Raw genomic sequence first — 22,932 nt, 5'->3', positions numbered from 1 at the left:
TTCTGGGGATGTTCTTACATGGGAAAGCCAAGGGCTTTGACGAAGCGGATCCAAGCCCGCTTCCAGCCGCCTTGCGCGTCGGCGCCGTCCAGCGCGGCGAAGGTGATCTTGGCGCCGATCCAGCGCAGGATGCCGGGCGGGATGTAGCTGCTGCCCTTTTGGACGATGTCCAGCCGCTGCTCCGGCGCGTCGCGCCCGAACAAGGTGTTCAAGCCCATGGTGGCGCCGAAGCGGCTGGCCGCCACCCCAAAGCCGGTGTAGCCGGCCACGAACACGGCCTTGCCCTTGAAGTAGGGTTTGACGAAAACGGAGCCGCGCGAGCAATAGTCGATCGGGCCGCCCCAGGCATGCGAGAAGCGCACATCGTGCAGCTGCGGGAAGGTCTTGAAGAAGGCCTCGATCAGGCCCGCGTAGGTCGTGGCCGCGCGGTTTTCGTCCGGGTCGGTGTGCTCGCCGTAGTGGTAGGTGACCGAGCCGCCGAAGATGATGCGGTTGTCTTTGGTGAGCCGGCCGTAGTTGAGCTGGGTGCGGGTGTCGTAGAAGCCCTGGCGGTTTTGCCAACCTACGCGCGCCATCTGCTCGGGCGTCAAGGGCTCGGTGGCCATGATGTGGTCTTGTACATTCATGACGCGGCGGTTGATGTCGCCGACACCGATCTTGGCCACGCCAGTGGCGAAGAACACGCGCTCGGTCAATAGCACGCCTGCCGGCGTGTACAGCGCCAGGCCGTGCGGCTGGTTTTCAATGCGCTCCAGCGGCGAGCGTTCATAGATCGTGACGCCAAGTCTCAGCGCAGCCGCTTTCAGCCCCCAGGCCAGCTTGGCCGGATGCACGGTGCCGCTGCGGTGCTTGCCCCACAGTGCGCCCTCGAACAGCGGGGAGTTGATTTCGGCCTGGGCTTGCGCCTTGTTCAGCAGGGTGACGTCGTGGCCGTGTGCGCGGTGCAGTTCGTAGTCTTCACGCAGCACCTCGATGTGCTCGTGGCTGATGGCGGCGGTGATCTCGCCATTCCATTCGATGTCGCAATCGATGCCGTAGCGGTCGAGGTCGCGCTTGAAGCCGTCGAGGTTGATGCGCCCCAGTTCTTCCAGCTGATCGATGTCTTTGGGAAACACGCGCGCCGCGTTGGCCAGGCCATGCATGATGGAGGTGGAGATGATGCCGCAGGGTCGGCCCGAGGCGCCGTGCGCCACCAGGCCGGCTTCGATCAGCACCACTTCCATCGTGGGGTTGGTCTCTTTAGCCTGGATGGCGGCCCACAGGCCGGTGAAACCACCGCCGACCACCGCCAACCCGGCGCGCACCTCGCCCGTCAACTCACGCTCCGGGCTGGGGGCAGCCGGGTTGTCGAGCCAGTAGGGGAAAAACTTCGTGCCTTGGAAGGCGGGGTGGACGGTCGGGTCGATCATGGCGCGGGTCTTGTTTTTACTGCGGTCGGCGGATAAGAGCTTTTCAGTCTTCGAGGATGACGGCGATCTTCTTCGCGTCGATCAGCGTTTCCCAGCGGCCGGCAAAGCCCTTGGGCAGCAGATAGCCTTCACCGGCCGAGAATTCGCGGCGGCCACCGGCTTCGTCGATCAGCGCGATCTTGCCTTCGGTCAGCCAGCAGACTTCAGTGGTTTCGGTGGCGGGGAAGTCGACGGCGCCGACCTTGCCTTGCCACAGCGCGACGTTGAAGCGCTTGCAGTCGGCGCTGGTGACGCGCAGTTCGCTCTCATCCATGCCGTAGTCCAGGGCGGTGAAGACGCCGTTGGCGAAGGAGATGGCTTGGATGTCGTTGACGGTTTTGCTCATGGTGTGCTTTCAGAGATTGAAATGATGGAGGAAGTGCAGAAAAGTCGGGGAAAGAAAATACTTGCGGTGCCGTTCAGGCGGCTATCAGGCGGCCATCAGGCCGCTTTCAGGCAGCACTACGCACCACGTGGCGAATTTCCTGGAAGGCCTTGAGGCCCCAGGGGCCCAGTTCGCGGCCGATGCCGCTTTTCTTGAAGCCGCCCCAGCCGGTTTGCGGAAAAATCAGCTGCGGGGTGTTGATCCAGACGGTGCCGACCTGCAGCCGCTCAGACAAAACGTTAGCGCGCGCCGTGTCCCGCGTGGCGATGGTAGCCACCAGGCCGTAGTCGGAGTCGTTGGCGATGCGTGCCGCCTCTTCATCGCTGGAGAAGCTGCGCAGGCAGGCCACCGGGCCGAAGATTTCTTCACGCCAGATGGTGGCGCTGACCGGCACGTCGCCAAACACCACGGGGTTCATGAAAAAGCCCTCACGCGGCGTGTCGTCACCGCCCAGCAGCAACTCGGCGGCTTGCTTGCCGAGGTCCACAAATCCGCGCACCCGCTCCCAATGCGCCTGGCTGATGAGCGGGCCCAGCGTGGTGGCCGGGTCGCGTGCGTCGCCGGTTTGCAGTTGGGCGGCGCGTTCCACAAAGCGCCGGGTGAATTCTGCGTAGACGCTTTCCTCGATCAGGATGCGGGAGGTGGCGGAACACATTTGTCCCGCATTGAAGAAGGCGCCGCTGATGGCCAGCGAGACCGCTTCGTCCAAGTCGGCGTCGGCCAGGACGATGAAGGCTGACTTGCCGCCCAGCTCCAGGCTCACGCGCTGGATGCGGTTCGCCGCGGCACGCATGATCGAAGCGCCAGCAGCGGTGCTGCCGGTGAAGGAAATCTTGGCGATACCCGCATGCTGGGTCAGCGCCACGCCCACATCGGCGCCGCCGCAAACCATGTTGACGGTGCCCGTTGGCAGGCCGCATTGCTGGATCAGGCGCAGCAGGGCGATCTCGGCCAGCGGGGTCATGTCCGAGGGCTTGAGCACCACGGTGCAGCCGGCGGCCAGGGCGGGCGCGAGCTTCCAGGCGGTGGTCACCATGGGAAAGTTCCAGGGCACGATCAGGCCGACCACACCGCAGGGCTCGAAGCTCACGTCCGCCTGGAAGGCCGGGTCCGGCAGCGCCACCGGCGCCGTGCCCAGGCCCGCGCCGCTGCGGCACAGCGAGGCATAGTAGTTAAAGGTGGCGACGACGTCGCCCACGTCGATCTCCGCTTCAGCCATGGGCTTGCCGTTGTTGAGCATCTGCAGCTCGGCCAGCGCGCTGCGATGAGCGTCGACGGTGCGGGCAATTTTTTCCAGGCAGTCGGCGCGCTCGGCCAGCGGGGTACGTCGCCAAGTCTCGCTGGCTTGGGCGGCGGCTCGTGCAGCGGCGTCGACGGCGCCGCTTTCGCCGCCCAGCACGGTGGCCAGGGGCATGCCGATGGCGGGGTTGATCACCGTGAGCGCGCGTCCTGTGCCGTCAGACCACTGGCCGTCCACGCAGACGCCGGCGAGGCTGGCCAGTGCGGCGGATTCGGCCTCTGCATCGACGCCAGTACGGGGTGCGCCGAGCAGGTCTTTCAAGGCCCTGGACAGGAGGGGGGTTACTTCGTTATGCATGAGGTTCTCGCGGCGTGCGCGGGAGACTTTCGTTAGGGGCGAACGTTGCCCGCCGCCTGGCAAAGCAGGCGGGGGCCAAGCGTTCTCAGGCGACGGCTTTTAGGGTCGCTCGGGCTCAGAAGCTCACGACCATGGCGCCACCCAGCAGGTGGTTGGTCTTGCGGTAGCCATTGCTGCGTGCGTCGAAGAACACGGCCTCGCTGGCGAAGTCGCTGCGGTACTCCAGCTTGAACGTGGTGTTGGCGTTGAAGTTGAAGTTCGCGCCGACGGTGAGGGCCGTCCGGTTGGCGCCGCGCTCGGGGTTGGTCTGGGTCCAGGCGCTGGCGGCGCTGTCATAAGACCAGCCCGGGCCGATGCCGTTGCGGCCATCGCTGCTGGCGTAACCGAGCAGGCCGCCGCCGTTCTTCTCGTTGTTCAGGTAGTCAAGCCGCACGATGCCTTCAAGCGTCGGTTGGAACTTGTAGGCCATCAGGGTCGAAGCACCCCACCACTGCGCATCACGGTGTTCACCGGTGACGGGGTCGAGCGTGATGGCCGCGTTCTTTTGGCGACCGATGCTCATCTGCCCTTGCAAGGTCAGGTCCCCGCGGATGAAGTAGGCGTCGAACTCGAAGGTGTCAAGGCGTGAGTCCGGCAGTTGGCTACCGCCGCCATCAGCGTAGTTGGCCACGTTGCCATGCACGCCGGCAAAGCCGAAGCCGTCGAACTCGCCCTTGGAGTAGTCCACGCGGTAGGCCAACACAGGTGCCTTTTGATGCGGTGTGCGCAGGCTGGCGTTCATATTGGCCAGCAGGGCCTTGGTTTCCCATTTGCCACGCACGATGTCCACGCCGATGCCGGTGTAGGACACGGGCAGTGTGAAGTCGAACAGCAGGTTGTGGGAGACCAGTTTTGTCTGCGGCGCGGGCACGAACTCGTAGCCGCTCCAGTCAGGAATCTGGCCCGCGATCAGGCGGGTTTGCAGGTCAGTCAGCGGCACCGAGACGCTGGCTTCATGCACGATGGAGCTGCCATCGATGATGGCGCCGGCGCCCCGGTTGGGGGCCAGTGTCAGGTGCCAGCGGGTGCCGCTGTCGGTCTCCTTCAGGAAGTCGAGCATGGCCATGCCGAAGTAGGAGTTGTCGTAGCCATAGCCGCCGCTTTGCACGGGGTTGATGAACTGGAAGCCAGCGCGGTCCTGGGCCTGGTTGTAGACGTAGGCAAGGTCGAAGTAGCCGCTGATCTTGAGGTTCTTCATGCCCATGAAGTCACGGCTGTCTTCCAGCGCTTCGGCCTTGACGGCAATGCGGTTGAAGTCTTGTTGCTGCTCCGGCGTCATGCCCTTGTTGCTCTCGGCGCTTTGCAGGCGCTTTTCCAACTCGGCCATGCGGGCTTGCAGGTCCAGCAATTCCTTGCGCAGTGGGTTGTCGGTCGGGGCCGTCTGGGCGAAAGAAGGCAAAGGCAGGCCCATCGCGACGCCCAGGGCGAGCGCGCTCAATTTGAATTGGTTCATGGAATTCTGTCCGGGGCGGGCCCGGGAGTTGCGATGAATGAAAGAAGAGAGGAGGGGGTGGACGGTGTTTCTTCAGTTCGTCAGTTCGCGCGCTGCGCGGCGCTCATTTCCCGCTGCCGTCGTCGTTCGGTGCGCACGGTCCAGGTGCTGGCGGCGATGACGCCCAGGCTCACGACCGCGATGATCATGGTGGCCATGGCATTGACGCTGGGGTTGAGGCCCAGGCGTGCACGGGAGAAGATCACCAGCGGCATGGTGGTGGCGCCCGGCCCCGAGAGGAAGGCGGAAATCACGACGTCGTCCAGCGAGATGGTGAAGGTCAGCAACCAAGCCGACAGCAGGCTCTGCGCAATCATGGGCAGTGTCACCAGGCGGAACAGCTGCGCGGGCTTGGCGCCCAGGTCCATGGCGGCTTCTTCCAGTTGCGGGGGCAGGCCTTGCAGGCGTGCCTGCACCACCACGGTGGCGTAGGCCATGCCCAGCAGCAGGTGGCCCAGCCAGATGGTCATCATGCCGCGCTCGGGCCAGCCCAGCAGGCGTTGCAGGGAGACCAGCATCAGCAGCAGTGAGAGGCCGAGAATCACCTCGGGCATCACCAGCGGCGCGCTGACCATGCCGGCGAACAGCGTGCGCCCGGCAAAGCGCTTGTACTTGGTCAAGGCAAAGGCGGCCAACGTACCCAGAATGACCGAACCAAAGGCCGTGGCCAGGGCGATCTTCAAGGAAAGGCCGAAGCCGCTGAGCATCTCGCCATCGTTCGCCAGTGCCGCGTACCACTTGAAGGTGAAGCCGCGCAGAATGCTCGGAATCGGCGAGTCGTTGAAAGAGAAGATGACCAGCGCAACGATGGGCAGGTACAAGAACAGGTAGCCGCTGGCGAGCCATGCGCGGCTGAAGGTTTGATTGCTTTTCATGCGCGCTTCTCCTGCGATTGCGCCTGGTACTTATTGAACAGCGCCAGGGGCACGATGATGATCAGGATGAGGGCCACGGCGACGGTGGAGGCCATGGGCCAGTCGTTGTTGCTGAAGAACTCGTCCCACAGCACGCGGCCGATCATCAGGGTCTGTGGCCCGCCCAGCAGTTCAGGGATCACGAACTCGCCGATACAGGGGATGAACACCAGCAGCGAACCCGCCACGATGCCTTCTTTCGACAGCGGCACGGTTACCTTCCAGAACGTCACCCAGGGGTGGGCGCCGAGGTCGGCGGCGGCTTCCAGAAAGCGCACATCGAGCTTTGCCAGGTTGCCGTATAGCGGCAGGATCATGAAGGGCAGATAGGTGTAGACCATGCCCAGGGTGAGCGAGAACGGCGTGTTCATCAGCATCCCCGGCGATGAGATCAGATCGGCGGCGGCCAGCAAGCGGTCAACGTGCAGGGCGATCAAGGCATCAGCCACCCAGCCATGCTCGCCGAGCAGGGCCTTCCAGGCGTAGACGCGCAGCAAGAACGAGGTCCAGAACGGCAACATCACCAGCATCAACAATACCGGCTGCACGCTGCGCTCGGCCCGCGCCATGAAGTAGGCGAAGGGGTAGCCGATGGCCAGGCACAACACCGTGGTGATGGCGGCGTACTTGAGGCTGGCGAAGTAGGCGGTGAAGTACAGCGCGTCCTGCGCGGCCGTCAGGTAGTTGCTCAAGCGCATCGTGATCTGCAGCACGCCGTCGCTCAAGGTCAACAGGTCTTTGAAGACCACGTTGTCCATTTCGGAGACGCTGATCTTCAGCACGATCAGGAAGGGCAGCGCAAAGAACAGCGCAAGCCAGGCGAAAGGGATGCCGATGACCACCTGGCGCCCAAAGGAGGGCCAACGGATTGCGGTCTTCATTGCGTCAGCACCACTTGCGCGGTGTCCGTCCATTGCGCCCAGGCCACATCGCCCACGTCCAGCTCGTTGTCGCGGTGGCGCTCGCTATTGCTTTGGCTCACTTTGAGCACGGCGCCGCTGGCCAGGTCGAGGTGGAACACCGTGTAGGCACCGAAGTAGGAGCGGTCTTTGACCGTGCCGCGCACGGTGTTGAATTCGCCCACGGGCTGCTCACGGGTGAGGCGTACCTTTTCAGGACGCACCGCCACATTCAGCGCCATGCCTGCGTGGCCAGTGATGCCGTGGCCGACGTAATGCCGGCAATCAGCGCACTCGATCACGGCGTGGTCGGGCGCGTCTTGCGCCAACGTGCCTGCCATTAAATTGACGTTGCCGATGAAGTCGGCGACGAAGCGCGTGGCCGGTGTCTCGTAGATGTCGCCGGGCGTGCCGACCTGCAGGATGCGGCCTTCGCTCATCACGGCGATGCGGCTGGCCATGGTCATGGCTTCTTCTTGGTCGTGCGTCACCATCACGCAGGTCACGCCCACGTCGTGGATGATGTTGACCAGCTCGATCTGGGTTTCCTCGCGCAGTTTTTTGTCCAGCGCGCCCAGCGGCTCATCCAGCAACAAGAGCTGGGGGCGCTTGGCCAAGCTGCGGGCCAGGGCCACGCGCTGCTGTTGGCCGCCCGACAACTGGTGGGGCTTGCGCTTGGCGAACTTGCCGAGCTGTACGAGCTTGAGCATGGCGTCCACACGTTCGGCGATTTGCGCCTTGGGCATGCCGTCGCGCCGCAGGCCGAAGGCGATGTTGTCCCAGACCGTGAGGTGCGGGAACAGCGCGTAGGACTGGAACATCATATTGATCGGCCGCTCGTAGGGCGGCAAACCGGCCAGGTCCTGCCCGTTGAGTACGATGCGGCCCGAGGTGGGCGTCTCGAAGCCGCCCAACATCCGCAGCAGCGTGGTCTTGCCGCAGCCCGAGGACCCCAGCAGGGCAAAGATCTCGCCTTGGGCGATGTCGATCGAGACATGGTTGACGGCAATGGCGCCGCCGCCGAAGTCTTTGACGACGTTGTCGATTTTCAGGTAAGGCTCAGCGGCCTGGGTCGTTTTCATGCGGGCTACTTGTTCGGGCAGGAGGACGTTCAAAGACCGGTCTTGAAGCTGGTGTAGATGCGGGTCATCGTGCGACGGATGTCGTTGTTGATGGCCTCGGGCATCACCATCTTCTTCATGGCTTCATCGCTCAGGAAGACGGTGGGGTTGTTCGCCACGGCGGGCTTGACGAGCTTTTTCGACTCGGCATTGGGGTTGGCGTAGAACACCTTGTTGGTCAAGGCCGCCTGCACTTCGGGGCGCATGATGTAGTTGATGAACTTCTCGGCATTGGCCGGGTGGGGCGCGTCGACCGGGCTGACCATCAGGTCGAAGAACAGGATGCCGCCGGTGCTGGGGATCAGCGCCTCGATGTTCTGGCCGGTCTTGCCGTCAATGGCGCGCTGGCGGGCGATGTTGATGTCACCCGACCAACCCAAGGCCAGGCAGATCGAGCCGTTGGCCATGTCGTTGATGTAGCCGGAGGAGCTGAACAGGTTCACATACGGGCGGATGGCCTTGAGCAGGGGCGTGACGCCCTGGTAGTCGGCCATGTTCTTGCTGTAGGCGGGCTTGCCCAGATAGTGCAGGGCAGCAGGCACCAACTCCGTGGACGAGTCCAGCACGCTCACGCCGCAGCTCTTGAGCTTGGAGATGTACTCGGGCTTGAAGAACAGGTCCCAGGCGTTCTCGGGCATGGGCGTGCTGCCCAGCGCGGCCTTGACCTTGTCGACGTTGATGCCCACCGTGGTGTAACCCCACAGCCAGTCCACGCCGTATTGGTTGCCGGGATCGAGCTTGGCCAACTGGGTCTGCACGGCGGGGTCGAGGTACTTCAGGTTGGGCATCTGGCTCTTGTCGAGCTTGCGCAGCAAACCGCCGTCGGCCTGCAGCTTGGCCCAGAAGGCCGAGGACACCACCACGTCATAACCCGTCTTGCCGGCCACCAGCTTGGCGTGGACGATTTCCTGGTTGTCGAAGTTGTCGTAGCGGACCTTGATGCCGGTCTCTTTCTCGAAATTCTTCAACGTGTCTTCGGCGATGTAGTCCGACCAGTTGTAGACGTTCAGCACTTTTTCTTCCTGAGCATGCGCTGCCGTCAGCGCGCCCAGAGCAAGGGCGATGGCGCCCAGAGTCTTAGACTTCATGGTGTGGTTTCCGGAGGTAAGGGTTGGCGGGGTCGGAGTGGGTTGATCGGCCTGGGGCGGCCGCGTTCAGAGCTTGACCATCACATGGCGGGCGACGGTGTAGTCCTCCAGCGAGAGCACGGACATGTCCTTGCCGTAGCCCGAAGACTTCGTGCCGCCGTGCGGCATTTCATTGACGAACAGGCCGTGGGCATTGACCCAGGTGCAGCCGTACTGCAGGCGCCGGGCGACCGACAGGGCGCGGCCCACGTCTTGCGTCCAGACGCTGGAGGCCAGGCCGTAGTCGGAGTCGTTGGCCCAGTTGACGGCTTGCTCGGTGTCGGTGAAGCGGGTGACGGACACCACGGGCCCGAAGACTTCGCGCTGCACGATTTCGTCTTCTTGCCGGGCGCCGGCAATGACAGTGGGTTCGTAGAAGAAGCCCGGGCCGCGCCGCAGCTTGCCGCCGGCGGTCACTTCCATATGGCCTTGCATCTGCGCACGTTCGACAAAGCTGGCCACGCGCTCGCGCTGGCGGCTCGAGATCAGCGGCCCGAGTTCAACGTCAGCCTCTTGCGGCACACCCATCTTGAGCGAGGCGATGGCGCTGCTGAGGTCCGCCACCAGTTTTTCGTAAATCTTGGGGCCGGCGTAAATCCGGCAGGCCGCCGTGCAGTCCTGGCCGGCGTTGTAATAGCCGGCCACGCGAATGCCTTCGACGACGGCTTTCAGGTCGGCGTCATCAAACACCAGCACCGGTGCCTTGCCGCCCAGCTCCATGTGCGTGCGCTTGAGTGAACCCGCCGCTGCCTGCAAAACCTTGCGGCCGGTTGATAGATCACCGGTCAGTGCCACCATGCGCACGTGGGGGTGGTCGATCAATTGCTGCCCGACGCTGGCGCCGCGCCCGCACACGATGTTCAGCACGCCCTTGGGCAGCACTTCAGCCGCCAGCGTGCCGAACAACAAGGCGCTCAGCGGCGTCTGCTCGCTGGGCTTGAGCACCAGGGTGTTGCCCGCGGCCAGTGCGGGCGCGAGCTTCCACACGGCCATCATGAGCGGATAGTTCCAGGGCACGATGGCGCCAATCACGCCGATGGCGTCGCGTCGGATCATGCTGGTGTAGCCGGCGGCATATTCACCCGCCACCGGCGCATTGAGGCAACGCGCCGCACCGGCGAAATAGCGCAGGCAATCCACGATGGCTGGCAATTCTTCGTTGCGCACCGGCGCCAGGGGCTTGCCGCAGTTGAGGGATTCGAGGGTGGCGAAGGCGTCTGCATGGGCTTCCACCACATCGGCCAGCTTCAACAACAGGCGGCCACGCTCGGCCGGCGTGGTCTGCGACCAGGCGTCCCAGGCCCGGCTGGCCGCCGAGATGGCCCGCTGCACTTGCTCGGGCGAGGCCTCAGGCACGTCGCAGAGCGTTTCTCCGGTAGCGGGGTTGACGATGGTTTCTGCGGCACCTTCACCGCGCACCAGTTGCTGGTCGATCAGCAGTTGGGTGGCAAAGGGGGCCGAGCGGTCGCGGAGCGTGGTCATTCAGGTTTTCTGATCAATTTTCGGATCAGCCGCATGTTGATGGACCGGACTCTATGTCTGCCATTCAGGACCGCATAGTTCAATATTTGACAGCCTTGCTATCTAAAAAAGTGATATCGTTGCCAGCCCTTAAGGGTTTTTACGAGGATTTTGGGCTTTATTGGATTCAAGAATGGCGTTTGAATCCTTGTCTAGCCCTAGATTCGAGACCATTGATATCTCTTAGCGAGAGTGCTCACTCATTGCCATGCTGCGGCGCATTACCCTCAAACAATTCCGCTACTTTCTGGCTGTTGCTGACACGGCGTCGGTTGCGGCCGCTGCGCGCTTGCTCAATATTGCGCAATCGGCGGTGACCAAGAGCATTCAGGAGCTGGAAGAAGCGGTCGGGCGCCGGCTGTTTGACCGCACCCCGCGCGGCATGGCCTTGACCAAGGACGGCTATCGATTCAAGGCCAGCGCACTCAAGGTGGTGGAGGCTGTGGCCGAGGCTGGTATGGTCGGCAGCGAAGATGAGCACCAGATGCGTGGCAGCCTCACCATCGGTGTGACCAGCCTGGTGGCGGGCTACTACCTGGCCGACTTGCTCACACGCTTTCAGCGTGCGCATCCCTTGGTCAAGGTGTCGGTGGTGGAAGACGCGCCGCAGTTTCTGGAGCATTTGTTGGTGAATGGCGAGGTGGACCTGGCCATCATGATTTCAAACGAGTTGGGCGACCCGCAGGCCTTGGTGGTCGAGCCGCTGACCCATTCCACCAACCGGGTCTGGCTGGCTTCCACCCATGTGCTGGCGGCGGAGAGTGAGTTGTCGCTGGCGCAATGCGCAACGCAGCCTCAGGTGGTGCTAGAGGTTGCGCGGGTCGACGCGGTGTTGAAGGGCGTTTGGGCGCGCCACGGCTTGCTGCCCGAGGTGTTGCTGCGCACCTCTTCGCTGGAGGCGGTGCGCTCGCTCGTCGGGCGCGGTGCGGGCATCGCCATCCTGCCCGATTTTCTCTATCGCCCCTGGACCCTGGACGCCGATCGGATCGAGGTGCGCACCCTGCGCGACGCGCTGCCCAGCATCGACGTGGGCCTGGTCTGGCGCCGGGGCTCACATATTCGCGACGTGGTGACGGCCTTTATCGCCCTGGCACGCGAGCAGCAGTCGCGCGCCAAGGGCTGGTAGCTGCGTGAATGGTCTTCAGTCGATCAGGCCGAAATCCGGGCTGGCGACCATGGCTTCAATGTCCAGCAAGATCAGCATGCGCTCGCCGATTTTGCCCAGGCCGGTGATGAAGCGTGCGTCCAGAGCGGCGGCGACTTCAGGGCGAGCCTTGATTTGATCCGCGGTCAGCTCCAGCACGTCCGACACCGAGTCAACCACGATGCCCACAATGCGCTGGCAGACATGCAGCACGATGGTGACCGTGAAGCTGCTGTACTCACCCACCTGGCCCAGGCGCATGCGCAAATCAACAATCGGCACGATCACGCCGCGCAGATTCGTCACCCCTTTGATGAAGTCCGGTGCATTCGCCACCCGGGTGGGCGCTTCGTAGGAGCGAATTTCCTGCACACGCAAGATGTCCAGGCCGTACTCTTCCTCCCCGACGCGAAACGTCAGGAATTGGCTGCATTGGGGCCGGGCTTGACCGGTGGTCTGAAGCGCGTGGATGCCAGATTGGGAAACCAGATCGGTAGAAGTCATGAATGTCGTTGACAGCAAACGTGGTGGACAAGGTCAAAGCCAGGGGAGGCTGGGCAGGGCCCAGGCGCTAATTTAGCCACTTTTCACCTTTGGGGATCGCGGGATCAAACCAAAAAAAGCCGAGGTTTCGGTAAAAGCCCAAGTTTTGGCAAAAACTTTGATCCGCAGTTTGCGCCCGTCCGTGCGGAGCGTTGCTGGCATGCCGTCAATAAATAGACCACCCCCCAACGAAAAAACCCCTGCGGGTGGGCAGGGGTTTTGTTCGATATCAGCGGCTGGCCGATGCCGATTTACATCGACAACCTCACGCCCAAGAAGAATTGCCGCCCGCTGGTATAGAACGCCTGGGGTTGTTCGGCATTGGAGTAGTACTTGATGACGGGGTTGTTCAGGTTCAGGCCGTCCAGGGCGACGGTCAGGTGATCGTTGACCTTGTAGTTGATGGAGGCGGCCAGTGTGCCCACACCCGCTGCGTACTGCGGGGTGACGTTGGCCAGGCCCACCAGGAAGGAGGAGCGGTAGGTGTAGGCCACGCGGGTGCTGAAGCCTTCATTCTCGTAGTACAGCTCGGCGTTGTAGGTGCTTTTGGAGAGGCCGACCAGGTCAGCGCCGTCCGCCGTATGGCCCGACGCGTAGGAGTAGTTGGCCAGCACGCCGAAGTTCTTCCAGAACGGCTGCTGCCACGCCAATTCAAAGCCCTTGTTTTTTGCGGCCACGTTGTAGGGCGAGGTGACGATGAAGGTGTCGATCTGCTGGGTGGCCGTGTTCAGATAGGGCTTGGGCGCGTACTGAAAGGCCACGTAAGAGGGCATGTCCATGGTGAACACACCGAACGACAAAAGCGACTGCGGCGCGTAGTACCACTCCAGCGTACCTTCGTAGTTGATGGAGCGAATGGGCTTCAGGTCTGCATTGCCGCCTGAGCCGGTCAAGTTGATGTTGTTCAGCGTGACCGCTGGCGAGAGCGATGAAAAGTCGGCGCGCGACATGGTCTCGGAGCCGGCGATCCGTGCCACCCATTCTTTGGAAATGTCGAATTTGAAGTTGGCGCTGGGCAGCACATTCACGTAGTTATGCGTGGCATTGATGGGCGTGATGTCGCCGCTGTTGACCTCGACGCTGTAGGCCGATCCTTCTTGATGGGTGTTGACCACGCGCAGGCCGACATTGCCGCGCCATTTGGCGCCCGACAGGTTCACCATGGCATATGCCGCCGTGTCTTTCTCGCGGATGGTGAAATTGCTTTGGTAGTTGGGGCCGGTGTTCACGTTGTTGTACGTGGATTGCCAGGCGGCAATGTCATTGGGGTTCAAGGTCCAAAAGCGTGACAGAAAATTGGGTCCGGCGTTCAAGCCCGATCCAAAGTTGGCGGGCGACACGGTGCCGCTCCAGGCCGGCATGGGCAAGGCCTGCCCTGGGTTGTTCATGCAGGGGGCGCTGGGGTCGGCCGAGCAGTTGTAGTTCACGCTGTAGGCGCTGCGTTTGTGGTCGGCGTAGCGCAGGCCGAACTTCACGCTCTCCCAGATGCCGTCGTCCACCATCAACAGGGCATCGACCTGGCCATAGGATTCTTCATCCTTCACCTGGGTCGAGCCTGACCAACTGCCGCCGTTGGTGACGTTGGCAGCATTGTTGAACTGCGTGGTGTCCACGCCGGGGAAGGCCACGTCGCCCGGCCCCTTGGTGCCGTGCAGCTGGTAGCTCATGGGCGAGTTGATCAGGTAGGCCTCGTAGCCGTAGTCGTGTGGCGTTTCTCCGATACCCCGGGTGTAGCCGACTTTGCTGGTCAGTGTGAGTGTGTCGTTTGGTTTGTACTTGGCGTCAAGGTCCAGATACGCTGACGAAGACCCCGCGTTGGGCCGGTAGATGGAGTCGCGCAAGCCCGGAAAGGCCTGGGTCCCGCCGGGTTGAGGGTCATTGGCGTTGTAGCTCGTGGCCGGGAAGTCGGCGGCCACCAGCGTGCTGTTCACCACGGTATAGCGGGTGGGTGAAATGCCCTGGCCCAGCAGATTGCTGGGGCTGGCCATGAAGTTGGTGTCCAGGTTCGTGCCTTTGAATCTGGAATAAAAGCCGTTGAGATCCAGCGTTAGCGATTGACTGGGCCGGAGCTGCACGTCGATCAAACCGCCTTCGCGCTTGCTGGTCTGGGTGAACGCTGCGGAGCCGATCTGCGTGGGATAGCTCACGCCGTTCAGGTCGGGATGGGCGGCGACAACTGCGCTGCTGTTGTCGCTGGGATCACCGATCGTGCCTTTGCCCAGCAAAAACACCTCCTGCCCGTCCCGGCGCTCGTGCCGGGACTCAGAGAACACCTGAAACAGCACGCCCATCGTCTGGGTGTCGTTTTTCCAGTTCACCAGGGCATTCATTTGTGGGTCCCACTGGCCGGGCAGGTCGGCATACAGTCCTTGAACAGTAGCCTCGAGGGTCAATTGCTTTTTGAAGTCCAGCGGCGAGCGGGTCACGATGTTTACATTGCCGGCGGTGCCGCCTTCGATGTAGTCGGCCTGCGAGCTTTTCTGCACCTCGACCGTACTCACGATCTCGGAGGGCAGCAGGGTGAAGCTCACGCTGCGCCCCACCGTGCCTGACTGGTCGCCGATGTACCAATCGCCGGTGGAAATTGTGTGCCCGTTGACCGTGGTTTGCGTCAGGCTGGGATTGGTGCCGCGAATGCTGACCCGATCGTTCTCCGAGAAGCCGCCTTGCCCGCCCGAGCCGGAGCTGATGTTGACACCGGGCACGCGCTGCACCGCATCGGCCACGTTTTTATCAGGCAATTTGCCGATGTCTTCGGCTGTGACCACGTCCATCACCGAGTCAGCGTCCCGCTTTTTGACCAGCGAGTTTTGGCGTGATGCCCGAATGCCGGTGACGATCACTTGGTCCAGCTGCGCCGGTGTTGTGCCGGCTTCAGCCTTGGGCGCGCTGTCGGCGGACTGCGCGTTTGCGCCGAGGCACAGGGTATTCAGCGCCATGGCAACGGCCAGGGCTACGGGCTTGAGTCGCTTATTGTTCATCGCATTTCCTTGCACTGGCCGGGCGAGTTCGCGGCGGCGCTCTGGGTTGATGGGTTGACGTTCGACAGCAAAAAATAGGGTGGGGCGCGCGCTTATTCGCGCTAGGGGGTGGCGTGGCGGCGCTTGAACAGCTCGCTCACGCGCACGGTCTCATTGCGAACCAGGGGCTGGGCCCACCAAGCCATGCTCAAGATGAAACCCAGCGTGAGAAAGACCACCGTCATCGCCGGGCGTAGCCCGACTTGGTCGCCCAGCAAGCCCACCAGCAGGGGCACGACGGCGCCGCCCAGGATGCCGGTGCAGAGAATTCCAGACAGGGCGCCGTGGTTGTCGGGCACCGAGTTGAGGCCGAGCGAGAAGATGATTGAAAACATCACCGACAAGGCAAACCCGCTGGCCGGAAATGCAAACAGGGCGAGCGGCGCGGGCCCGAACAATGCCGCAGCCACGCAGGCCAGAGCCAAGGTTGCGAACAGGCCCAGCACCACTTTGGCGTCCAGCAGCTTGAGCAGGAGCAGGCCCAGCAAGCACCCCAAAGACATCAGGCCCCAGAAAGCGCCTACCGCGCTCGCGCCTTCAGCGGTGGGTGAAATTTGGTGATAGGTGCTCAAGAACTGAGACATCCAGTTGGCCAGTGTTTGTTCGGTGCCCACATAGGCCACGATGCCGAAGAAAAAGCGCCTGACATCGCGTTGCCGGATGAGTGCCTTGTAGGTGTCCAGCCCACCGGCTTTTTCTTCGTCCTTGAGTTCAACCTCCGGGAGCGGCAGCCGGGCGGTGCCAACGATCAGCGCGATGAACAGGATGGTGAAGGCCCAATAGAACGCCACCCAAACCAGCGTCTCCTGGCTTGCACCGGGCCGCGCCATCAAGTGCTCAAACACCAGCGGGCTGACGAAGGAGGCGAAGCCAAAGACAAGCTGCCCCATCACCGAATAGAAGGCAAAGTGAGCCTCCCCGCCAGCCGTGCGCATCAGCGGGTTGATCACAACCTGGAGCATGGCCATGCCCAGCCCGATCACGAACAGGCCGCCCATGGTGCTCACGAAATCGGGCTTCAAGGCAATGGCCAGCGAGCCCAGCAGATTCAGGCCGAAGGCCGCAAGCAGCGTGGTGCGTGGGCCGCGCGCCTCCACCAGGGTGCCCGCTGGGATGGACACCAGGCCATAGGCCAGGAAGAAGGAAAACGGCAGAAAGCCGGCCAGCCCCAGGCTGAGATGAAAGTCCTGAATGATGATGGGCATCAGCGGCCCGATCAGGTTGGTGACGAAGGAAATAACGAACCAAATCAGCAGGATGTAGCCAATCGTGAGGGCGCGTGCGTTCATGCGGCCTCCGTGCTGCTCAGGCTTGCGGGCTGCGCGCAAGCTGCCAACTCGCCGGGCTTGATTTGCCCACGCGGAAATCTGGACAGAATATGGAAGGCCGCATCGCAGCCCGCTTGCATGGCCTGCGCCAGCGCCGCGCCGGACTGTCGGGCCAGCAGGTAGCCGGCGTTGAAGGCATCGCCGGCACCGATGGTGTCGAAGATGGCCGCCCTGCGGGAACTGCACTCGATGGGCGCGCCTTGTTCCAGCCCGATGGCACCGCGTGGCCCGGCTTTCACGACCAGGCTGGCGGAGGGGGCGAGCAGAGTGCGGAGGTGCGCCATCGCGGCGTCCAGGTCGTCGATGTCGGCAATGCTTTTGGCTTCAAGCTCGTTGATCAGCAAATGATCGCAGTGCGCGAGCCAGCCGCTGACTTCAGCGCGCAGCGCCGCATCCCAAGACGATGGGGGCCAGCCGGTGTCTAGCGCCACTTGGTAGCCCGCCGCTTTCAGCGTGGCCAGCAGGGCCGGGTAGTGCGGACGCAAGCCGGGCGCCAGAAAGACACCCGACAAGAGCGCCAATGGCTGCGTGGGTGTGGGCTGCGGCACTGGCAAGTTGGCCTGCACATGTGCCACCGACAAATGCTCCAGATGCCCGCGCGTAGTGAAGAAGCTGCGCTCGCCGCAGGCGTGCATGATGCCGACCGACACGGTAGTGCCGGTGTCGCAAACCTGCAGGGAGGTTTGCAAGCCGTGGAACTGTTGCGCCAGCCAGTTGCCGAAATCATCGTGTCCCACGGCTGAGATCAGATGCGCCTGCCGACCCAGGTGGCGAACCGCCAAGGCGGCATTGCCGGCCGAGCCTCCGGCACGGAGTTCGCTGCGTTCCATGATGGACTCGGTGCCAATCTGGGGCCATGCCGCGATCGGCCCCATGACCAGGTCGACGCCAATGTCGCCAACGATGAGAAGTGGTGCGGTGTGGGTGTGCATGGGCGCCGACTATAGGTCGGCGATTTATGCCTTGTCAATTATTAAATCAACTGGATGTAAATATTTAAAGCCGACCCACCCGGCCCATGTCCCGCTGCCCCAGAAGCTCCGCCACATCGGCGTCAGGGCGCCGGTCTTGCTGCAAGACTTCAAGCCTCGGGGAGAGCATGTCGTAGATGGGGAGCACGGCGGCGCCCAGCAAAGAGCTGTCTTCCTGGCGCTCGGACAGGACGATCCGCTCGCCGTCGGGGGCAACGCCGCCACGGACCGAGCGGTGCAGCGGTTGCGCCAGTTTCACCAGGTGCTCGACCAAGGCTTTGGGGGCGGATCCGCCGATCACGATCGTGCGCGGGTCCAGCATGTTTTCAATGATGCACACGGCATCGCGCAGGCGCAACGCGGCCTGCCGGCACCAGGCATGCAGGGCCTCCTCGCTGGGGTCGCTCAGGCGAGACACGATCTCCATCTCGCGCACCAGATGATCGTCAACATTCAGCGCCTCACCGAGTGAATGCAGTGACAGATAACGCTCCAGGCAACCGGAGTTTCCGCAGTAGCAGGCGAGCCCGCCAGGCACCACGGGGATGTGGCCAATTTCGGTGGCATTGCCATTCGCACCGCGGTAGGTGGAGCGGTTCACCACCAAGGCGCCACCCAGGCCCAGGCCCAGGTGGAGGTAGAAAAAATTGTCCAGCGTCTTGGCCACGCCGAACAAGGTTTCACCAAGGGCGCCGGCCACGCTGTCGACGCTGTAGAACACCTGCATTCGGGTGGCGTCACGGAGGTCGTCAAACACAGATAGATCGGTCCATCCCTCCATGGCCGTCGGGCCGACAAAGCTGATGTCGGTGGCCACGAGCGGGCCAGGCAATGCCACGCCAATCCCCCAAAGCCGCTCGGCCACGGGGCGCTTGACCAGCAGTTCCTTGACCAGGCTCACCATGGCTGCCAGCACCTTGCGGCGATCGCTGGTATCGACTTCGGCGTCACTGCGTTTGAGCACGTCGCCCACCAGATTCACCAGCGCGGCACTGGCGCGGCCGGGCTCCAGGCTGATGCCGATGGCGCAACCGGCGTTGGGGTTCAACTCGAAGGCTATGGGGGGTTGGCCGCGTGACTTTTCGGTCTTGAGTCGTCGCGAAACGATCAGCCCGATGGACTCCAGATCGTTGGTGATGTTGGCCACGGTTTGCGGGCTGAGCGACACCATATCGACGATCTCTTTGCGGGAAATCGAGCCCAAGCGTCGAATCAAATCAAGAACGATGCGCCGGTTGTAGGGGGCGCTCGATTGCTGGGTGGTTCCGCGGTTCACCGTTTGCATGCTTTGAGAGGTCCTGTGTCCATCATGTTCATGGTGGGGCGCCGGGCAGGGCGCGGTGGCTTCGGATGATACGCGAGTGGATTCCGGGTAAACCCGGAAATTGAGGGTGTGGCTCGCGATTGGATATTATTTCCATCCGATGTTTGTTTTTATTGACAGCGGGTCGGCTGCCGGCTTATCGTCGCCATCTTGTACGTTCGCCAAAGCCGAAATCCATGACACGAAATTTAAACGGGATGCGGGCGACAGCCGCTCAGGGTTTGTGGGTGCTTGCCTGTGCGGCCTCCGCCGCCATTGCCGCTCAAGGCCTCGCCGGCAGCGCCCGCGCCGGGGAAGCGGAGCAGGCGTCGCCACACGCTGCTGTACCAATGGCGCCAACTCCCTCGCTCGTCACGATTGGTCGCCCCCCAGCGCCGGGCTTGGTCGTGCGTCTCAACGAGGTTGCGCTTGAACGTCTGGGGCCCAAGGTGGCGGTGGTGGAAGCCTCGGAGGCGCTGGACGCGACCGGCGCTGGACGCGCCCATTTCAAACTCACCCGCGACGGTGCGGTGGTGCTGCAAGGGCCGCTGACCCGCCTCCCGGCATTTCAGGCCTGGGGACCAGGCAGGCGCTATTTCGCTGCCGATTTTTCCGCCCTGGCGGAAGACGGGGTCTACCGCGTGGAGGCATTTGTTGGCGGGCGGCGGGCGGTGTCGGCGCCCGTCAAGGTGGGCGTCCATGCCCTGTTTGCGGCGACTGCAGCTCAACTGCTGGACTACTTTCATGCCAATCGCCATGTAGGGGAAGGGGATCGGCACATCCGCATTTTCGACACCGACCGTTTTGTCGATGTCTGGGGCGGCTGGAAGGACGCGGGCGGTGATACGGGCAAGTACCTCTCGCACTTGTCGTATGCCAATTTCTTCAATCCGCAGCAGGCACCCTTGGTGACCTGGGTGTTGGCCAAGACCTATGACAGCGCACCGGCGCTGTATGCCGAGGCGAAACTTGATGCACGGGTTTTGCGTGAAGTCTTCTGGGGTGCAGACTACTTGCACCGCATCCTCGACCCGGAGGGGTATTTCTACCTGACCGTGTTTGATAAATGGGGCACAGACAACGCTGAGCGCATGGTGACGGGCTTTGAAGGCCTGGAGGGCAATTACACCCGCAATTACAAAGCGGCCTTCCGCGCCGGTGGGGGGGCGGCTATTGCGGCGTTGGCTCGGGCGTCGATGCTTGCGCAGAAGTCAGGGCAGCAGGGCGAATTTGCAGGGGTGCAATACTTGGCGGACGCCGAGCGTGCTTTTGATCACCTGCAGCGCAACAACACCCGGTACTGCGCAGACGGTACCGAAAACATCATTGACGACTACACCGCGCTGATCGCCGCCACCGAGCTGCTTCGGGCCACCGAAAAACCCATCTACCTGGAGGCCGCACGCCTGCGCGCCCAGCATCTGTATCAACGCATGACGCCGCAGGGTTGGTTCGTTAGCGATGCCGGGTCGCGCCCTTACTACCATGGCGTGGAAGCCGGCATGCCGGTGATCAGCCTGGTCAACTATCTGGAGCTGGAAACGGATGTGCTGCACGTGCAGCAGGCACGCCAGACCGTGGCTGCATCGTTAAAACACCAATTGGCCTTGAACCAAGGTGTAGCCAACCCGTATAACTACGCCCGGCAAACCTTCAGCACCTACAAGAAGGGCCAGCTCTCGCCCAAGGTGCAAACAGGGTTTTTCATGCCGCATGACAACGAGACCCAGTATTGGTGGCAAGGGGAGAGTGCGAGCCTGGCCTCGCTCAGTGCTGCGGCCGTGATGGGTGGGCGCCTTGTGGCCGCTGAGCCGCGGGGGAGCTTCGGCGTAAGTCAGGCGCTGGCCGAATTTGCGCAAAACCAGATGGACTGGACGTTGGGGCGAAACCCTTACGGCATCACCCTCTTGTACGGTTTTGGCTCGCACAACCCGCCCAGTGCCGAGAGCGCAGGGGAGATGGTGGTGGGTGGCATCTCAAACGGCATCACTGGCGCCACGCTAAGCGCGACGGGTGCAGGCATCACCTTCGCGCCGGGGCCGGATGAAAACCAATGGCGCTGGGTCGAGCAATGGCTGCCTCACTCGACTTGGTTTCTGCTAGCCGCTGTGACACTGGCGCAGTGAGGAGGGTACCGCTGCCGCCGCTGATTGAGCGCTATTTCTGTGCACCCAAGCCACTTCCTGCCCCAAAGAATGCAACTGGTCAGCACTCAAGCGAAATCAAGTGTAATTAGTTACCTGTGCATCGACGGTAACCTGATCGAGAATTTTCTCGTTCGATGCTGACGCTGATTGGTGCCAGCAGTTGAATCAGGAGATTGCGATGGAAGCAGTTCGCCGTTCGATTCTTGCTTTGACTGCACTTTTGGTTTTCCTCGGAGGCGTGCATTTCGCGCAGGCGAGACCACCCAATGATGTTGCCGGACTCCGAATTCAGCGGCAATTGGAACGCAACCCACCATCAGCCGGCATCGCATTGCGAGACAACTCCAACTACGCGAATTGCATGGACGCGCCAACTTCGGAAGGTTCACCCTTTGATTGTGCCGCCTTCAAACGCAAACACATGAAGCCGGATTTTCAAAAACCGGCGGCGTTAAAAACTCACTCGAAAGCACCTGTACTTAACTATTTCGGTGAGGGCTGCGAAAACGGGTGTGCCCTGAGCAATTGACATGTTTGAGAAGCCATCGCTTGCGACAAAGCCATTGAGTGGCGGGCGCATCCCCAGAGGTGTGGAATGGTCGGGGTTGCTGCGCAGCGAGTAACAGCCTTGTCGTGCATTGCCTGTTCGGCTACACCTCGCATCACGCGAGGCGCGGTATCTTAACGGGGCTTAAGCGGAACCCCTGGAAATGAAAAAGCCTTGTAAGTCGCTGACTTACAAGGCTTCCATTTTTTGGTGGCGCTTCAGGGATTCGAACCCCGGACCTGCGGATTATGATTCCGTCGCTCTAACCGGCTGAGCTAAAGCGCCTCAAGCCCTCTACTATAGCACCGAAATTTTTGCGGGCGCAAGAATTTTATGAAATTGTTTTGAAAACTCTTTGCTGAAGACGTTGTGCTCCGGGTGCTGGATGTCGGACGCAGGGGTTCAGTTCAGGGCGACCCGAACGGCGGCGAGGTCCCAGGCGGCGTGGCCCACTGTTTTCAGGAGCATGGGGGCTTGGGGCAGTTGGGGTTGGGCGAGGGCTTCATGCAGGGGGCGGACGGTGCGCCAATTGACCTTGGCTTGCAGCAGGTCGCCGGCTTCGTGCTGCGCGCCGTCCCAGTCGTCTACCCAGACTTGGCGGGTTTGAATGGCGCGGGCGGGCAGTTCGGCCATTTGCGGGGTGAAGCTGCCCACGCCGACGATCAGGGTGGAAGGGTCAATCGCATCCGCCGCTTCTGGCAGCACGGCGCTGAGTGAGGTGGTGGCTGTCACGACGACGCAGGCCTCGTGCAGGGCGTGCTCCAGGGGCAGAGCGCAGATATTCAACGTGGGGTGTTGTGCTTTAAGGTGGGCCACAAATTGTTCGCTTTGTGCGGGGGGGCGCCCGACGCTACGCAGCGCCACGCCCGGCCAAAGCTCGGCCATGGCCAGGGCGTGCATGCGTGCCTGGGCACCGGTGCCGACCAATGCAATGCGCGTGGGGGTTTGCCGTGTCAAGGTGTTGATGCCCAGCAGGGTGACGGCGGCGGTGCGGCGGGCGGTCAGTTCGGGGCCGTCCAGCACCGCAAGAGGGGTGCCATGCCGGGCGTCGTTCACGATCACGCGGCCTTGCAGCGTGGGCAGGCCTTGGTGCCGGTTGGCGGGGGTGATGGCCACCAGTTTGGTCACGGCGTAGCGGGCATCTGCACAGGGCATGGCCAGGTAGGTGCCGCCTTCAGGTAGCGGCAGCACGGTGCGCTGGCGGGCGTGGATGAGGCCGCTGTGCAAGTCTTGCATGGCCTGCGCCATGGCGGGGACCAAACGCTCGAAGGGGAGCAGCGCGGCGGTGGCAGTGGCGTCGTGGATGTGCATGCTGGGCTGCGGAGTGGGGTGGATGTGATGGGCGATGCGGCGGGCCGCTCGGGGAGGCCGATTATGATTCGGGGC

General features: G+C 62.6%; 18 protein-coding genes and 1 tRNA gene. 3 read left to right on the top strand and 16 right to left on the bottom strand.

Annotation, left to right across the window (positions count from 1 at the left end):
• Positions 1-14: 14 nt before the first annotated feature.
• The 9 genes from PRZ01_RS03440 to PRZ01_RS03400 all read right to left on the bottom strand — a co-directional run bounded on the left by PRZ01_RS03440 (position 15) and on the right by PRZ01_RS03400 (position 10,462).
• Positions 15-1,409: an NAD(P)/FAD-dependent oxidoreductase gene (locus tag PRZ01_RS03440; RefSeq protein ID WP_273595354.1), complete on the bottom strand. Its 1,395-nt coding sequence runs from the start codon at positions 1,407-1,409 to the stop codon at positions 15-17.
• A 43-nt stretch (positions 1,410-1,452) separates the two neighbouring features.
• On the bottom strand, positions 1,453-1,794 hold the full coding sequence (locus PRZ01_RS03435) for a cupin domain-containing protein (protein ID WP_273595353.1): 342 nt from the start codon (positions 1,792-1,794) through the stop codon (positions 1,453-1,455).
• 106 nt (positions 1,795-1,900) lie between these two features.
• Complete coding sequence (locus tag PRZ01_RS03430; RefSeq protein WP_273595352.1) at positions 1,901-3,430, bottom strand: aldehyde dehydrogenase family protein; 1,530 nt, start codon at positions 3,428-3,430, stop codon at positions 1,901-1,903.
• 115 nt (positions 3,431-3,545) lie between these two features.
• A complete protein-coding gene (locus tag PRZ01_RS03425) occupies positions 3,546-4,922 on the bottom strand; it encodes a DUF3138 family protein (protein ID WP_273595351.1) in 1,377 nt (458 codons plus the stop codon).
• An 80-nt stretch (positions 4,923-5,002) separates the two neighbouring features.
• Positions 5,003-5,836: an ABC transporter permease gene (locus tag PRZ01_RS03420; protein ID WP_273595350.1), complete on the bottom strand. Its 834-nt coding sequence runs from the start codon at positions 5,834-5,836 to the stop codon at positions 5,003-5,005.
• On the bottom strand, positions 5,833-6,756 hold the full coding sequence (locus PRZ01_RS03415) for an ABC transporter permease (RefSeq protein ID WP_273595349.1): 924 nt from the start codon (positions 6,754-6,756) through the stop codon (positions 5,833-5,835). The genes PRZ01_RS03420 and PRZ01_RS03415 overlap by 4 nt, the downstream gene beginning before the upstream one ends.
• Entirely contained in the window at positions 6,753-7,856 is a 1,104-nt protein-coding gene (locus PRZ01_RS03410) for an ABC transporter ATP-binding protein (RefSeq protein ID WP_273595348.1), read from the bottom strand. The genes PRZ01_RS03415 and PRZ01_RS03410 overlap by 4 nt, the downstream gene beginning before the upstream one ends.
• 29 nt (positions 7,857-7,885) lie before the next feature.
• Positions 7,886-8,983 (bottom strand): polyamine ABC transporter substrate-binding protein, encoded by a 1,098-nt coding sequence (locus tag PRZ01_RS03405; protein ID WP_273595347.1) that lies wholly within the window; start codon positions 8,981-8,983, stop codon positions 7,886-7,888.
• Between the two features lie 66 nt (positions 8,984-9,049).
• Positions 9,050-10,462 (bottom strand): gamma-aminobutyraldehyde dehydrogenase, encoded by a 1,413-nt coding sequence (locus PRZ01_RS03400; protein ID WP_409993798.1) that lies wholly within the window; start codon positions 10,460-10,462, stop codon positions 9,050-9,052.
• Positions 10,463-10,751: 289 nt separating this feature from the next.
• Here PRZ01_RS03400 and PRZ01_RS03395 point away from each other — a divergent pair, with 289 nt between their 5' ends.
• A complete protein-coding gene (locus tag PRZ01_RS03395) occupies positions 10,752-11,669 on the top strand; it encodes a LysR substrate-binding domain-containing protein (protein ID WP_273595345.1) in 918 nt (305 codons plus the stop codon).
• 15 nt (positions 11,670-11,684) lie between these two features.
• Here the strand turns inward: PRZ01_RS03395 and PRZ01_RS03390 are convergent, their stop codons facing one another.
• The 5 genes from PRZ01_RS03390 to PRZ01_RS03370 form a co-directional block, all read right to left on the bottom strand.
• Complete coding sequence (locus PRZ01_RS03390; protein ID WP_273595344.1) at positions 11,685-12,191, bottom strand: chemotaxis protein CheW; 507 nt, start codon at positions 12,189-12,191, stop codon at positions 11,685-11,687.
• A gap of 290 nt (positions 12,192-12,481) precedes the next feature.
• A complete protein-coding gene (locus PRZ01_RS03385) occupies positions 12,482-15,211 on the bottom strand; it encodes a TonB-dependent receptor (protein ID WP_273595343.1) in 2,730 nt (909 codons plus the stop codon).
• Between the two features lie 101 nt (positions 15,212-15,312).
• A complete protein-coding gene (locus PRZ01_RS03380; RefSeq protein WP_273595342.1) occupies positions 15,313-16,539 on the bottom strand; it encodes an MFS transporter in 1,227 nt (408 codons plus the stop codon).
• A complete protein-coding gene (locus tag PRZ01_RS03375) occupies positions 16,536-17,510 on the bottom strand; it encodes a carbohydrate kinase family protein (protein ID WP_273595341.1) in 975 nt (324 codons plus the stop codon). Before PRZ01_RS03375 ends, PRZ01_RS03380 begins: the two co-directional genes overlap by 4 nt.
• A 64-nt stretch (positions 17,511-17,574) precedes the next feature.
• Entirely contained in the window at positions 17,575-18,825 is a 1,251-nt protein-coding gene (locus PRZ01_RS03370) for an ROK family transcriptional regulator (RefSeq protein ID WP_273595340.1), read from the bottom strand.
• 224 nt (positions 18,826-19,049) lie between these two features.
• Between PRZ01_RS03370 and PRZ01_RS03365 the strand changes: the two genes are divergently transcribed.
• Both PRZ01_RS03365 and PRZ01_RS03360 read left to right on the top strand, forming a co-directional pair.
• Positions 19,050-20,978: a glycoside hydrolase family 9 protein gene (locus PRZ01_RS03365; protein ID WP_273595339.1), complete on the top strand. Its 1,929-nt coding sequence runs from the start codon at positions 19,050-19,052 to the stop codon at positions 20,976-20,978.
• Positions 20,979-21,177: 199 nt separating this feature from the next.
• Positions 21,178-21,528 (top strand): hypothetical protein, encoded by a 351-nt coding sequence (locus PRZ01_RS03360; RefSeq protein ID WP_273595338.1) that lies wholly within the window; start codon positions 21,178-21,180, stop codon positions 21,526-21,528.
• Positions 21,529-21,754: 226 nt separating this feature from the next.
• Here the strand turns inward: PRZ01_RS03360 and PRZ01_RS03355 are convergent.
• Together PRZ01_RS03355 and PRZ01_RS03350 are read right to left on the bottom strand one after the other, a co-directional pair.
• Positions 21,755-21,831: transfer RNA gene (locus PRZ01_RS03355), tRNA-Met, on the bottom strand.
• A 117-nt stretch (positions 21,832-21,948) separates the two neighbouring features.
• Positions 21,949-22,857 carry a delta(1)-pyrroline-2-carboxylate reductase family protein gene (locus PRZ01_RS03350; RefSeq protein ID WP_273595337.1) on the bottom strand — a complete coding sequence of 303 codons (909 nt, stop codon included), beginning with the start codon at positions 22,855-22,857 and terminating at the stop codon, positions 21,949-21,951.
• Positions 22,858-22,932: the final 75 nt, after the last annotated feature.

The sequence above is a fragment of the Roseateles koreensis genome (assembly GCF_028595305.1).
Taxonomy (GTDB): domain Bacteria; phylum Pseudomonadota; class Gammaproteobacteria; order Burkholderiales; family Burkholderiaceae_C; genus Paucibacter_A; species Paucibacter_A koreensis.
Note: the sequence above shows the minus strand (reverse complement) of the source record. Positions and strands in the feature narration are given on the sequence as shown.

Coding starts and splice junctions, on each gene's coding strand:
- PRZ01_RS03350 (WP_273595337.1), bottom strand. CDS start 22,857: ATGCACATCCACGACGCCACTGCCACCGCCGCGCTGCTCCCCTTCGAG.
- PRZ01_RS03375 (WP_273595341.1), bottom strand. CDS start 17,510: ATGCACACCCACACCGCACCACTTCTCATCGTTGGCGACATTGGCGTC.
- PRZ01_RS03395 (WP_273595345.1), top strand. CDS start 10,752: ATGCTGCGGCGCATTACCCTCAAACAATTCCGCTACTTTCTGGCTGTT.
- PRZ01_RS03380 (WP_273595342.1), bottom strand. CDS start 16,539: ATGAACGCACGCGCCCTCACGATTGGCTACATCCTGCTGATTTGGTTC.
- PRZ01_RS03365 (WP_273595339.1), top strand. CDS start 19,050: ATGACACGAAATTTAAACGGGATGCGGGCGACAGCCGCTCAGGGTTTG.
- PRZ01_RS03415 (WP_273595349.1), bottom strand. CDS start 6,756: ATGAAGACCGCAATCCGTTGGCCCTCCTTTGGGCGCCAGGTGGTCATC.
- PRZ01_RS03405 (WP_273595347.1), bottom strand. CDS start 8,983: ATGAAGTCTAAGACTCTGGGCGCCATCGCCCTTGCTCTGGGCGCGCTG.
- PRZ01_RS03430 (WP_273595352.1), bottom strand. CDS start 3,430: ATGCATAACGAAGTAACCCCCCTCCTGTCCAGGGCCTTGAAAGACCTG.
- PRZ01_RS03425 (WP_273595351.1), bottom strand. CDS start 4,922: ATGAACCAATTCAAATTGAGCGCGCTCGCCCTGGGCGTCGCGATGGGC.
- PRZ01_RS03360 (WP_273595338.1), top strand. CDS start 21,178: ATGGAAGCAGTTCGCCGTTCGATTCTTGCTTTGACTGCACTTTTGGTT.
- PRZ01_RS03420 (WP_273595350.1), bottom strand. CDS start 5,836: ATGAAAAGCAATCAAACCTTCAGCCGCGCATGGCTCGCCAGCGGCTAC.
- PRZ01_RS03440 (WP_273595354.1), bottom strand. CDS start 1,409: ATGATCGACCCGACCGTCCACCCCGCCTTCCAAGGCACGAAGTTTTTC.
- PRZ01_RS03435 (WP_273595353.1), bottom strand. CDS start 1,794: ATGAGCAAAACCGTCAACGACATCCAAGCCATCTCCTTCGCCAACGGC.
- PRZ01_RS03390 (WP_273595344.1), bottom strand. CDS start 12,191: ATGACTTCTACCGATCTGGTTTCCCAATCTGGCATCCACGCGCTTCAG.
- PRZ01_RS03410 (WP_273595348.1), bottom strand. CDS start 7,856: ATGAAAACGACCCAGGCCGCTGAGCCTTACCTGAAAATCGACAACGTC.
- PRZ01_RS03385 (WP_273595343.1), bottom strand. CDS start 15,211: ATGAACAATAAGCGACTCAAGCCCGTAGCCCTGGCCGTTGCCATGGCG.